Origin of the sequence: Hahnella aquatica (SeqCode) (assembly GCF_965194505.1) — a bacterium.
Classification (GTDB): Bacteria; Pseudomonadota; Gammaproteobacteria; order Burkholderiales; family Burkholderiaceae_A; genus Hahnella; species Hahnella aquatica.
Genome location: NZ_OZ239144.1, coordinates 1,739,594 through 1,751,600, shown reverse-complemented (window position 1 = coordinate 1,751,600; position 12,007 = coordinate 1,739,594). Strand labels below are relative to the sequence as shown.

General features: G+C 63.3%; 12 protein-coding genes. 7 read left to right on the top strand and 5 right to left on the bottom strand.

The genetic code is table 11. The annotated features are described in order from the left end of the window. Positions 1 to 7 precede the first annotated feature (7 nt). Complete coding sequence (gene rplQ / locus AC8GDA_RS08990; RefSeq protein ID WP_506556190.1) at positions 8 to 394, top strand: 50S ribosomal protein L17; 387 nt, start codon at positions 8 to 10, stop codon at positions 392 to 394. Positions 395 to 458: 64 nt separating this feature from the next. Here rplQ and hemB read toward each other — a convergent pair whose 3' ends face one another. Continuing rightward, positions 459 to 1,475, bottom strand: coding sequence for a porphobilinogen synthase (gene hemB, locus AC8GDA_RS08985; RefSeq protein WP_506556189.1), 1,017 nt, complete (start codon positions 1,473 to 1,475; stop codon positions 459 to 461). Then, positions 1,472 to 2,224 carry a ribosome biogenesis GTP-binding protein YihA/YsxC gene (gene yihA, locus AC8GDA_RS08980; protein ID WP_506556188.1) on the bottom strand — a complete coding sequence of 251 codons (753 nt, stop codon included), beginning with the start codon at positions 2,222 to 2,224 and terminating at the stop codon, positions 1,472 to 1,474. The genes hemB and yihA overlap by 4 nt, the downstream gene beginning before the upstream one ends. A gap of 93 nt (positions 2,225 to 2,317) precedes the next feature. On the opposite strand from yihA, the gene AC8GDA_RS08975 reads away from it, so the two are divergent. From AC8GDA_RS08975 to msrQ, 5 genes are all read left to right on the top strand, one after another. Continuing rightward, entirely contained in the window at positions 2,318 to 2,977 is a 660-nt protein-coding gene (locus AC8GDA_RS08975; RefSeq protein ID WP_506556187.1) for a c-type cytochrome, read from the top strand. Between the two features lie 109 nt (positions 2,978 to 3,086). Further along, a complete protein-coding gene (locus AC8GDA_RS08970) occupies positions 3,087 to 5,093 on the top strand; it encodes a cytochrome c biogenesis protein ResB (protein WP_506556186.1) in 2,007 nt (668 codons plus the stop codon). Further along, on the top strand, positions 5,090 to 6,409 hold the full coding sequence (gene ccsB, locus AC8GDA_RS08965) for a c-type cytochrome biogenesis protein CcsB (RefSeq protein WP_506556185.1): 1,320 nt from the start codon (positions 5,090 to 5,092) through the stop codon (positions 6,407 to 6,409). The genes AC8GDA_RS08970 and ccsB overlap by 4 nt, the downstream gene beginning before the upstream one ends. Continuing rightward, entirely contained in the window at positions 6,396 to 7,364 is a 969-nt protein-coding gene (gene msrP, locus AC8GDA_RS08960) for a protein-methionine-sulfoxide reductase catalytic subunit MsrP (protein ID WP_506556184.1), read from the top strand. The genes ccsB and msrP overlap by 14 nt, the downstream gene beginning before the upstream one ends. Continuing rightward, a complete protein-coding gene (gene msrQ, locus AC8GDA_RS08955) occupies positions 7,333 to 7,956 on the top strand; it encodes a protein-methionine-sulfoxide reductase heme-binding subunit MsrQ (RefSeq protein ID WP_506556183.1) in 624 nt (207 codons plus the stop codon). Before msrP ends, msrQ begins: the two co-directional genes overlap by 32 nt. Here the strand turns inward: msrQ and lysA are convergent. Next, the gene (lysA, locus tag AC8GDA_RS08950; RefSeq protein ID WP_506556182.1) at positions 7,904 to 9,199 is read right to left on the bottom strand and encodes a diaminopimelate decarboxylase; all 1,296 of its coding nucleotides are present in this window, start codon (positions 9,197 to 9,199) and stop codon (positions 7,904 to 7,906) included. The two genes, msrQ and lysA, sit on opposite strands and share 53 nt — an antisense overlap. After that, the gene (gene lptM / locus AC8GDA_RS08945; RefSeq protein WP_506556181.1) at positions 9,196 to 9,384 is read right to left on the bottom strand and encodes an LPS translocon maturation chaperone LptM; all 189 of its coding nucleotides are present in this window, start codon (positions 9,382 to 9,384) and stop codon (positions 9,196 to 9,198) included. Before lptM ends, lysA begins: the two co-directional genes overlap by 4 nt. A 9-nt stretch (positions 9,385 to 9,393) precedes the next feature. On the opposite strand from lptM, the gene cyaY reads away from it, so the two are divergent. After that, positions 9,394 to 9,714: an iron donor protein CyaY gene (gene cyaY, locus AC8GDA_RS08940; RefSeq protein WP_506556180.1), complete on the top strand. Its 321-nt coding sequence runs from the start codon at positions 9,394 to 9,396 to the stop codon at positions 9,712 to 9,714. A gap of 1 nt (position 9,715) precedes the next feature. On the opposite strand, the gene AC8GDA_RS08935 is transcribed toward cyaY, so the two are convergent. Beyond that, complete coding sequence (locus tag AC8GDA_RS08935; protein WP_506556179.1) at positions 9,716 to 11,998, bottom strand: penicillin-binding protein 1A; 2,283 nt, start codon at positions 11,996 to 11,998, stop codon at positions 9,716 to 9,718. Positions 11,999 to 12,007 lie beyond the last annotated feature (9 nt).

The window sequence follows — 12,007 nt, the reverse complement described above, 5'->3', positions numbered from 1 at the left end:
AAACGTCATGCGTCACCGTCACGGCCTGCGCAAGCTCAATCGCACCTCGAGCCATCGATCTGCGATGTTCCGCAACATGGCCAATGCCTTGCTGCGGCATGAGGCCATCAAGACCACCCTGCCCAAGGCCAAAGAGCTGCGCAAGGTGGTGGAGCCCCTGATCACCATCAGCAAGAACCCCAGCCTGGCCAACAAGCGGCTGGCCTTCAATCGGCTGCGTGATCGCGAGATCGTGGTCAAGCTCTTCGAGGAAATTGGCCCGCGTTACGCCAGCCGTCCAGGGGGCTACTGCCGCATCCTGAAGTGGGGCTTTCGTCAGGGCGACAACGCGCCCATGGCCCTCATGGAACTGGTGGATCGTCCCGAGGCCGGCGAGGTTGTCGAGGCCAACTAAGGCCTGCCGGTCTTAAGGCGTTGTCTTCCCGAGAGGCTTGGCGCCGCCGCGCCTCTCGGAACCCTCAGCGGCTCGCAAGCCACTGGGCCGCATCCAGGGCGGAGTAAGTCAGCACACCATCTGCGCCTGCACGCTTAAAGCACATCAAGGCCTCCATCACGGTGGCCTCTTCATCGAGCCAGCCATTGGCCGCTGCAGCCTTCAGCATCGCGTATTCCCCGCTCACCTGGTAGGCAAACGTGGGCATTCCAAAGCTCGATTTGATTCGGTAGACCACGTCCAGATAGGGCATGCCGGGCTTGACCATGACCATGTCTGCGCCTTCGGAAATGTCGAGTGCCACCTCTCGGTGGGCTTCTGCGCCATTGGCGGGGTCCATTTGGTAGGTCTTCTTGTTCGAGCCCCCCAGGTTGGCCGCCGAACCCACGGCCTCGCGGAATGGGCCATAGAAGTTCGAGGCGTATTTCGCCGCATACGACATGATTCGAGTGTGGATGAGGCCCTGGGCCTCCAAGGCCGCTCGAATGGCGCCAATGCGGCCATCCATCATGTCGGAGGGCGCCACCATGTCCACGCCGGCCTGGGCCTGCATCACGGCCTGCTGACACAAAATGGCCACCGTCTCGTCGTTGAGGATGCGACCCTGGTCGTCGATCACGCCGTCCTGGCCATGGCTGGTGTAAGGGTCGAGGGCCACATCGGTCATGACCCCAAGGCCTGGGCAGGCCGCCTTGATGGCCCGAACCGCCCGGGGCACGAGGCCATCTGGGTTGAAGGCCTCACGGCCCGAGGGGTCCTTCAGACCAGCATCGATCACCGGGAATAGGGCCAGCAGAGGAATGCCGAGTGCCTGGGCCTTCTCAGCAGTTCTGACGAGCCGGTCAATGCTCTGTCGGTGTACCCCCGGCATGGAGGCGACCGCCTCGGACCTGCCCTGGCCATCGACCACAAAGACGGGGTAGATCAGGTCTTTCACACTGAGTCGGTTCTCTTGCACCAACTGGCGAGACCAGTCATCGCGGCGGTTGCGGCGGGGGCGGCCCAGCGGATAGGGCGCGAGGATGGACACATGCTTGGTCATCGAGTGGGCTCCTGGTTGGTGGGGATGGCGGGGGCCGATGCGGCGGCCAATGGAGGGGGCGTGAGGCCGAGCCAGTCGGTGATCCGCTCGAGCACGGGCTCACGCCCGGTGCGCTTGAGGCCCGAGAAGGTGGAGGCGGTCAGGCCGCCGCCCCAGCGGGGGCCGGCATTCTGAATTTGGGCCAGGGCGGACTTCAAGGCCTTGGTCTGCTCTTGACGGTTGAGCTTGTCGGCCTTGGTGAGCAGCAGATGCACAGGCAGCCCCCGGGGGCCGAACCAGTCGAGCATTTGCTGGTCGAGCGGGCCCAGCGCGTGGCGAATGTCACTCACGAGAATGAGCCCAACCAGATTGGGCCGGCTCTCCAAATACCGGCTCAGCTCGGCCTTCCAGCGGCGCTGGGTCTGGGCATCAACCTTGGCGTAGCCATAGCCCGGAAGGTCTACGAGACGCCCGACGTCCTGTTCGAGGCAGGACAGTGCGAACAGATTGATGAGCCGCGTACGCCCCGGCGTCTTGCTGGCAAAGGCAAGCTTGCGGCGCTGGCACAGCACATTGAGGGCCGTGGATTTTCCGGCATTGCTGCGCCCGGCAATGGCGATTTCGGGCGTACCGCCACCCGGAAGTTCAGACACCTTGGCCGCGCTCTGCAAAAAGGAGACCTCTGCGAGCAGGCGCGCGAGGCTGGGCCCGGCAACCGTCGAAGCGAGGTTCGACTGGCCTGGATCCGTTGGGGTTCCCTGGCGGGACATAGGGCCGTGGGGCAGAGTGGTCAAGGCTTGCAATCGGGTCGGATGTTCTAAACTAAGGGATTATTACAACCCTCACCATCCTTGGAGTTTGACATGTCTAGCACTCGCACCCTCAGCCTTCTCAGGGCCCTTCCGTTTGTTGCTGCCTCGGGCCTCGCGAGTGTGGCCATGGCGGCTGGCCCCTCGACTGCGCCGAAGGCCGACATCACCAAGGGCCAGGCCGTTGCCGCAGCGGTCTGCGCCGCCTGCCACGCAGTCGATGGCAACAGCGCCTCGCCAGCCAATCCCATCCTGGCCGCCCAGCATGCAGACTACATTGCCAAGCAACTCCACAACTTCAAGGTCAAGCCAGGTGCTCAAAAGGCCGAGCGAGACAATGCCATCATGGCGGGCTTTGCGGCCACCCTCTCCGACGAAGACATTCGGAACGTTGCGGCCTTCTATGCAGCCCAGCCCATCAAGCCCAGTTATGCGCAGAACAAAGAGCTCTTGCCGCTGGGCCGCAGCGTCTACCTCGGTGGTGTGCCCCAGCGCGGCATTCCCGCCTGTGTGGGCTGCCACGCGCCCAATGGTGCCGGCATCCCAGCCCAGTACCCCCGTCTTTCTGGCCAGCATGCCGACTACACCAAGTCGCAGTTGGTGGCCTTCCGATCGGGCCAGCGAGCCAACAGTGCCCAAATGATGACCATTGCGTCGCAGTTGTCCGATCGTGAGATAGAGGCCGTTTCTGTCTACGTCGCCGGACTCCGTTAACCCCCCACTCGTCTCCGAGGAGGAGCTCGACCGAGAGGCACTGGCCTCTCGGACCCAGGGCCTTCAACTCCAATCAGGGGCCGCCTGGTTTCGAGGCCTGGTGGAGCTCATGAGCTCCATGCGATTTGCCATTTCGGCGCTCACCATCGTGTGCATCGCGAGCGCGATCGGCACGATCGTGACCCAGAATTCCCCGCCCATCAATTACGTCAACCAGTTTGGCGCCTTCTGGGCGGAGGTCTTTTCCAAGCTCGACCTCTTCCGGGTCTACAACGCGCCGTGGTTCTTGTTGGTGATGGTGCTGATGCTGGTCTCCACCAGCCTGTGCGTGACCCGCAACACCCCCAAGATGATCAAAGAGGCTCGGGCCTGGCGCATGCAGGTTCGCGAGTCTGCCTTTGCGGCCTTCCGTCAACGCTTCGCCTTACCAGCCCAGCCCAAGGCGCAGGCCGATGCCCAGGTGTCGCGCGTCTCGGACTGGCTCAAGCAGCGGGGCTACCAAGTGCGGCAGCCGTCCGAGTCCGTCGCGGGCATGCCCGTGCTGGTGGCCAAGAAGGGTGGTGCAGGTCGGCTCGGCTACATTGCGGCCCACCTGTCGATTGTGGTCATTTCCTTGGGCGGGCTGCTCGACAGTGAGGTGCCCACGCGCGTGATGGCCTGGTGGTGGGACAAGACCCCGGTCGAACTCGCCTCGGTCACCAACGAGACCGTTCCTGCCTCGTCCAAGCTGCCTCAGTCGACCCCGACCTACCGGGCCAACCTGCTCATCCCTGAGGGTGAGCGTTCAGACCTGGCGGTGATCAACCAGCCCAAGGGGGCCTTTCTGCTCGACCTCCCCTTTGAGCTTGAGCTCAAGGCCTTCCGGGTGGAGTACTACTCCACCGGCATGCCCAAGCTCTTTGCCAGTGACGTCATCCTGCGAGACAAGAACACGGGCGAGACCAAGACCACGACCATCGAGGTCAACAAGCCCCTCATCCACGACGGCATTGCCATTTACCAGTCGAGCTTTGATGACGGGGGATCGGCCCTCAAGCTGCTGGCCCATCCGCTCAAGGGCCCATCTCGAAAGCCCCTGGACATCGACCTGCGTGTGGGCCAGTCCATTCCCCTGAGGGGTGGCGACGAGACGATGGGCCTGGAGATCAATGGCTTCAAACCCATCAACGTCGAGAGTCTGGCCGACGGACCGGGCCGCACCGATGCCTTCCAGGAGCACGTGGCCTCGGTCCTCTCGCCAGCGGTCAACAGCGAGAAGAATGCGAGCCTTCAGAATGTGGGCCCGAGCTTCAATTACAAACTGCGCGATGCTGCCGGGCAGGCCCGGGAATATCACAGCTACATGCTGCCCTTTGAGCTCGATGGCAGCCGGGTCTTTCTCACCGGCATGCGGGAGTCTCCCGACGAGTCATTCCGTTACCTGCGCATCCCGGCCGACCAGGACGACTCTCTGCAGGAGTTCCTGCGAATTCGGGCCGCCATGGACGACCCAGCGGCCCGGCTGGCTGCAGCCCGGGCCTTCGCCCGGGGCGCCGCCCCAGGAAACCTTCAGGATGCGCTCACCCAGAGCGCCATTCGGGCCCTGGACGCACTGGCCGAGGGTGGCCTGACCAACCTGGCGGCCATCATGGAGCAGACGGTGCCCGTGGCCGAGCGGGAACAAGCGGCCGATGTGGTGGTGCGCATGCTGAGCGGTGCCTTTTGGGAACTTTGGCAGGCGGCTCGGCAGCGTGATGGTCTGGCCCGGCTGCCGACAATGGAGGACTATCAGACCTACGCACAGCGAGCGCTCACAGCATACAGCGATGCCAAGCTCTTAGAGTCCCCCTTGTTGGTCACCATGGCGGACTTTCAAGAGGTCAAGGCCTCGGTCTTTCAGGTCACCCGGTCACCAGGCCAGTCCACGGTCTACTTCGGCTGCCTCTTGCTGGTGCTGGGCATCTTCGCCATGCTCTACGTGCAGGAGCGGCGTGTCTGGGTCTGGATGCGTCCTGAGGGTGAGGGCCAGGGCCTGCGGGTGGCGGCCTCGTCCCCTCGCCAATCCCTCGATTTCGAACGAGAATTCAAGGCCCTTGAGTCTGTCTTAGGGGAACCGTCCAAAGGAAAAACGCCATGAACACATCGGTGATGCAAGACCTCTCCGCGGCTGAACTCACCCCTGTGGGTGGAGGGCGGCTCAATTGGCTCGACGCCGCCTTTGCCGTGCTTCTGCTCGCCGGTGCGGCCTATGCCACTCAGCAGTACGGCAACTTCATGGACATCTATGAGAAGGTGATCCTCTGGTCTTGTGTGCCCAGTATCGTGTTCCTGGGCTGGCTGTGGCCTGCCATGCGCCCGTACATGGTGGGATGCGGTGTGCTGGCGCTCCTGGGCATTGCAGCCTACGGGGCTGACATTGCCAGGGCCGAGACCAGCTTTGTCCTCAAGTACTTCCTGAGCTCCCAGACCGCCATCCTGTGGATGTCAGCCCTCTTTTTGCTGAGCTGCGCTTTTTACTGGCTGGGCGTGCTGAGCCGGGGTGCCACCGCGCTCTGGGCCGGTTCGGTACTCACCTGGTCAGCCTGCGTCATGGGCTTTGTGGGGATGCTTGTGCGCTGGTACGAGTCTTACCTCATCTCTCCAGATGTGGGCCATATTCCGGTGAGCAACCTCTACGAGGTCTTTGTGCTGTTTGCCGTCATGACAGCCCTCTTCTACCTCTTCTATGAGCAGCGCTACCGCAACCGCAGCATGGGCGCCTTTGTGTCGCTCATCATCGTGGCCGCCGTGGCCTTCTTGCTCTGGTACACCGCGACGCGTTCGGCCCACGAGATTCAGCCCTTGGTGCCGGCCTTGCAGTCCTGGTGGATGAAGATTCATGTGCCCGCCAACTTTGTGGGCTACGGCACCTTCTCCATCGCGGCCATGGTGGCCTTTGCCTACCTAATCAAGGTTCATTCCGCGGCCACCAATTGGAAGGCCTTGGCCCCGCTCTTCATTCTAGGCGTGCTGCTCTGCCTGGAGCCCCTGGCCTTCAGCCGCTCAGGCTTCTCTGATTTCTGGGCGCTTTACTTCGGCATCTCGGCTGTCTTTGTCGGCGGCGTGATTCTCGGGCGGCGTCGAATTGCGGAGGCCTTGCCCTCACTCGAGGTGCTCGACGATGTCATGTACCGGGCCATTGCCATCGGCTTTGCCTTCTTCACCGTGGCCACGATTCTGGGGGCCCTCTGGGCCGCTGAAGCCTGGGGCACTTACTGGCAGTGGGACCCCAAAGAGACCTGGGCGCTGATTGTCTGGCTGAACTACGCGGCCTGGCTGCACCTGCGGCTCATGAAGGGGCTGCGTGGAACATTCGCGGCCTACTGGTCTCTTGTGGGCCTGCTCATCACCGGCTTTGCATTCCTGGGCGTGAACATGTTCCTGTCCGGTCTGCATTCGTATGGTGCGCTCTAAGGTCACGCGCAACCTTCGAGGCGAGGCCCTCGAGCCTTTCATCACGCCGCAGTGGGCTTGGGCCCGCCGACAATTCATTGCAGCGGGCCTGCTGGCCGGCGCCGGACTCGGCCATGGCGTCCCTGCGCGCGCCTCGGCGGTCAAGCCGCCGCCCCTTCCCGGGAAGGCGGCGGGGCCCGTCATCCTCGAGAAGCTCACCCCCTGGGACGACGTCACCAGTTACAACAACTTCTACGAGTTCGGCACTGGGAAGTCTGACCCCGCCCGGCATGCCCCAAAGCGGCTCCAGACGAGCCCATGGGCCATCGAGGTTGGTGGCCTTGTGGCCAAGCCCCAGACCATCGGCATCGAAGAGCTGCTCAAGTTGGCACCCATGGAGGAGCGCACCTACCGCATGCGCTGTGTCGAGGGCTGGTCCATGGTGATCCCGTGGATGGGCTACAGCCTGTCTGCACTCATTCGGCGGGTTCAGCCCCTGGGCTCGGCCAAGTATGTGGCCTTCACCACCCTGGCCGACCCGAAGATGATGCCGGGCCTGCGCTCACCCGTGCTCGACTGGCCTTATGTCGAAGGCCTGCGGCTCGATGAGGCCCAGCACCCGCTCACGCTGCTCTCTTTTGGCTTGTACGGACACCAACTCACCGCACAGAACGGCGCGCCGGTTCGGCTCGTGGTGCCCTGGAAGTACGGCTTCAAGAGCAGCAAGTCGATCGTTCGCATTCAGTTCCAGGAGCGCGAGCCGCTCACCAGTTGGTCCGCGGCGGCACCCCAGGAATATGGCTTCTACTCGAATGTGAACCCAGCTGTGCCGCATCGCAGATGGTCTCAGGCCACCGAGCGTCGCATTGGAGAAGACGGCATCCTGAGCGCCCGTCGTCCAACCCTGCCGTTCAACGGGTATGCAGAGCAGGTGGCCTCGCTCTATGCCGGGATGGACCTCCGCCGTTTCTATTAACCCGCTCTACCTAAGCCTTTGGTGCTGGGCTGCGGGGCCACTGCTCGAGCTTTTGGTGCGCCTGCTGCTCGACAGCCTGGGCGCCAATCCCCAAGAGGAAATTCTTCGGGGCCTTGGTCGACAGACCCTGGTGCTGCTCTGGCTGGTGCTGCTCGTGCCGGTGCTCCAGCGCACCCTCTGGCCGGGCGTGCTGGCGGCCCGGCGCATGCTCGGCCTCTGGGCCATCTTCTATGCGGGCATTCATCTCCTGGCCTATGCCCAGTTTGAGCACGACCTGGTCTGGCCCGCACTCGTGGTCGACGCCTTCCAGCGGCCATTTGTGACGGTGGGTCTTCTGGCGCTATTGATCATGCTGCCCCTGGCGTTGACCTCCAACCGATGGAGCATGCTCAGGCTTGGCAAGAACTGGAAAATGTTGCACCGTTTGGTCTGGCCCGTGGTGGGCCTGGCCCTTGTGCATTACGTGCTGCACAAGGCGGGTAAGAACGACTTCCTCGAGCCAGCGCTCGCGGCGCTGGCCCTGATGATCATTGTGATGCTTAGACGGGTTCGCCCCGGATCAAATCGTCGAGGCGCTCGCGGGCCCGTATGACCTGGACCTCGCCGTCCTCCTCGATGAGAATCTCTGCGGGCCGTGGCCGGCTGTTGTAGTTCGAGGCCATGGAGGATCCATAAGCACCCGCCGAGGCCAGCACGAGCAGGTCGCCTCGGACCAGCGACAACGCGCGGTCTCTTGCCAGCCAGTCGCCACTCTCGCAGACCGGCCCCACCACATCCCACTGCAGGGTTGGGGCGGTTGAATGGCTTGAGACGGGGAAGACCTCGTGCCAGGCTTCATAGAGGGCCGGCCGCATGAGGTCATTCATACCCGCATCGATGATGGCGAAGTTCTTTGACGCACCGGGCTTGAGAAAGCAGACCTGTGTGAGCAGCACGCCGGCCTGCCCGACAATGGCACGGCCAAACTCGAAGACCAGCCTGGGCACCGGCTGCTGACGTCCTTTGGACCAGCCGGCCACAGAGGCCTTGACGGCCTCGAGCAGGTCTGTGGCCGATGGGGGCGACTCATCGTGGTAACGAATGCCCAGGCCGCCGCCCAGGTCGATGTGCGCAACCTGAATGCCCTCAGCAGCCAAGGTGTCCACGAAGGCCAGCACCCGCTCCGTGGCCTCCAGGAAGGGCGGCAGTGAGGTGATCTGCGAGCCAATGTGGCAATCGACTCCATGAATCTCAAGGCCCGGCAGGGTATGGGCAAGCCGGTAGGCGTCGAGGGCCTCTCCGATGGGCACGCCGAACTTATTCTCCTTGAGGCCAGTGGAAATGTAGGGATGTGTCTTGGGGTCGATGTCGGGATTGACTCGAATGGAGATGGGCGCACGCTGCCCGCTTGCGCTGGCCACGGCCGACAGTTGGTGAAGCTCATCGATGCTCTCGACATTGATGCAGCCCACACCCGCGCGCAGGGCTTCGGCGAGTTCTTGGTCGCGCTTGCCCACACCCGAGAATACACACTGGCTGGCCTGTCCGCCTGCCTTGAGCACTCGAAACAATTCACCCTCGGAGACGATGTCAAAGCCTGCACCTTCTTGCGCAAGAAGCTTGAGAATGCCGAGGGTGGGGTTGGCCTTGACGGCATAACAGACCGACAGGGGCTGTTCGGCAGAGGCTGCGGCGGCAAAGGCGCGATACGCCTGCCGGATGGCCCGGGCGCTGTAGACATAGAGGGGGGTGCCGTGTGCCTGCGCCAGGCTGGAGAGGCGCAGGCCCTCGCAGTGCAACTGGCCCTCGGCATCCCGACCGAAGGCGTCCGGCAGGATGCTGGACTCAAGGGTCACGGGGTGGTGCTGGAAGGAGCCCCCGGCGCGGCGGGCGCCGGATACTGGGGGGTGGGCATGACCAAGGGGCCCTTCTGCCCACAGCCCATGGTGGCCACCACCAGGCAAAATCCGATGGCGCGAAGGGTTGGTTGCAGCGCGCGGGGAGGGCAGCGGTTAGTCTTCTTGCACATGAACGAAACCATCGCTTGAGTATGAACGAATCCGATTATCTTCAAAAAATAGAAGCGGCCTTTCGCTGGCTGGAAGACACCGTGGACCGATGGAACTCAGAACACGACCTTGCCCTCGAGTGCCATCGCAGCGGGCCTGTTCTGGAAGTGGAATTGGAGTCCGGCCCGTCGATCATCGTGAATGCACAGGCGCCCACGCAACAGCTCTGGCTGGCCTCCAGGCAGGGTGCACATCATTTTGTCTGGCACGACGACCACTGGGAGGACACGCGAGGACATGGCGAATTCAAGGCGGTCACGCTCTCGCATGCTCGGGCCCTCACGGGACTTCATTTCACCTGATTCAGTTGCCGCCGGGGGGTCTAGGGGCGACGTCTCCGGGGGCATCTCCCGCCGCAAAGCCAAGTGATTCCACGCCAACACCCGGCAGGTTGCCACTGGTGTAGTACTCGTTGCCGATCCGAATCACACCCGCAGGAACGGGCCATGCCCGCTGTGGAATGCGCTTGCTGGTTTCGGATACGAATGAGATCCAGACCGGCAGGGCGAGCCCACCACCGGTCTCCCGCTCGCCCAGGGAGCGCGGCTGGTCATAGCCAATCCAGGCCACGGCCGCGAACTGGCTGTGGTAGCCCGCGAACCATGCATCCTGCGCGTCGTTGGTGGTGCCTGTCTTGCCCGCCAGATCGGTTCGGCCCAGGGAGAGCGCCTTTCGTGCCGTCCCGGACCGAACCACCTCCTGCAACAGGGAGTGGGCAATGAAGGCATAGCGTTCATCGATGATTCGGGGCGCGTCCCCTCCGGCCCTGGCAGGCTCATTGCGTGAGAGCAGGTTGCCATGTTCATCGATGACGCGGTCGATGAAGTAGGGCGTCACCCGATAGCCGCCATTGGCAAAGGCCGCATAGCCGGTGGCCATTTGCATGGGGGTGACAGCGCCCGCACCGAGGGCCAGTGTGAGGTAGGGCGGGTTCTTGGAGGATTCAAATCCGAAACGGCTGAGGTAGTTCTGGCCGGCCCGTGGCCCGATGGCGTGAAGCAGTCGGATCGAGACCATGTTCTTGGACTTGGCCAGGGCCTGCCGAAGCGTGATGGCACCGTCGTACTGGCCGTCGTAGTTCTTGGGGTTCCACTCCTGGCCTCCGGTGATGCCAGGATCGAAGGTGACGAGGGCGTCATTGATGAGGGTGGTGCCCGAGTAACCCCGTTCCAGGGCGGCCGCATAAATGAAAGGCTTCAGGGTGGAGCCTGGCTGACGGTAGGCCTGGGTCACGTGGTTGAACTTGCTGCGCCGGAAGTCAAAGCCTCCCACCAGGGCGCGCACCGCCCCGGTGTCGTTCTGCAGGGCCACGAAGGCGCCCTCAACCAAGGGAACCTGGGTAAGTTCCCATTCACCGCTGGCCATGAGCGCAATGCGAACAATGGCGCCCCGACCAATCTTTAAGTTTGCAGGCGCGTTGGGCTCGAGCCCCTTGGCGGCAAACTTGAGGCCTTCGGCACCAATGACAAACTCGCGGCCCCGCGCACGCATGACACGAACCTCCTGGGCCAGCGTGCTGGTGACCACGGCCGTGAAGAGCCCGTCGCTGTCTGGGCGATCGGCCAAGGCATCTTCCACAGCATCTTCGATCTCTTCAGCCCGGTTGGCGGGGAGTTCAATCCGGCCCTCGGGCCCCCGCCAGCCCTGACGGCGGTCGAACTCTATCAGGGCGCTGCGCAGGGCTGCGTGGGCGGCGCGCTGCTCATCGGCCCGAATCGTGGTGAAGACCGTGAGGCCTCGGCTGTAGGTGCCCTCCTGAAACTCGCTGTAGAGCTGCTGTCGAACCATCTCGGCCAGATAGGCCGCGTTGATGCTGTAGTCGTCGCTGCGCCCGATCACGCGAAGCTGCTCCTTCATGGCCTTCACGAATTGGCCGTCGCTGATCATGTCAAGCTTGCGCATGCGCCCGAGGATGTATTCCTGTCTCGCCTTGGCCCGCCGAGGATTGACCACGGGGTTGAAGGCCGATGGCGCCTTGGGAAGGCCCGCGAGCATGGCCGCCTCGGCGATGGTGAGTCGCTGAATGGGCTTGCCGAAATAAATCTGGGCGGCCGATGCAAAGCCGTAGGCCCGGCGGCCCAGGAAGATTTGGTTGATGTAGAGCTCGAGAATCTGCGATTTGGTGAGCTGCTGCTCAATCTTCAGGGCGAGCAAGACTTCATAAATCTTGCGCAAGAACGTTTTGTCGGAGGACAAATAAAAGTTGCGCGCCACCTGCATGGTGATGGTGCTCGCGCCCTGGGCCTTGCTGGCAGACATGAGGTTGGCGCCGGCCGACCGGAAGATGCCCTGGATGTCGATGCCGCTGTGCTCGAAGAAGCGGTCGTCCTCGGCGGCCAAGATGGCATCGATGAGGGAGCGGGGTACCTCGTTGAAGCGCACCACGCTTCGCCGTTCCTCACCGAATTCTCCAATGAGCACACCGTCGGCCGTCATGACCCGCAGGGGCAGCTTCGGGCGGTAGTCGGACAGGGCGAGAACCTCGGGCAGTCGAGGCGACGCCATGGCCCAGACGAGCCCCACCAGCCCAGCCAGGGCGATGAGACCGAAGAAGCCCACGGCGAGGGCTTTAAGAAGCAGGCGCATACGCCACAA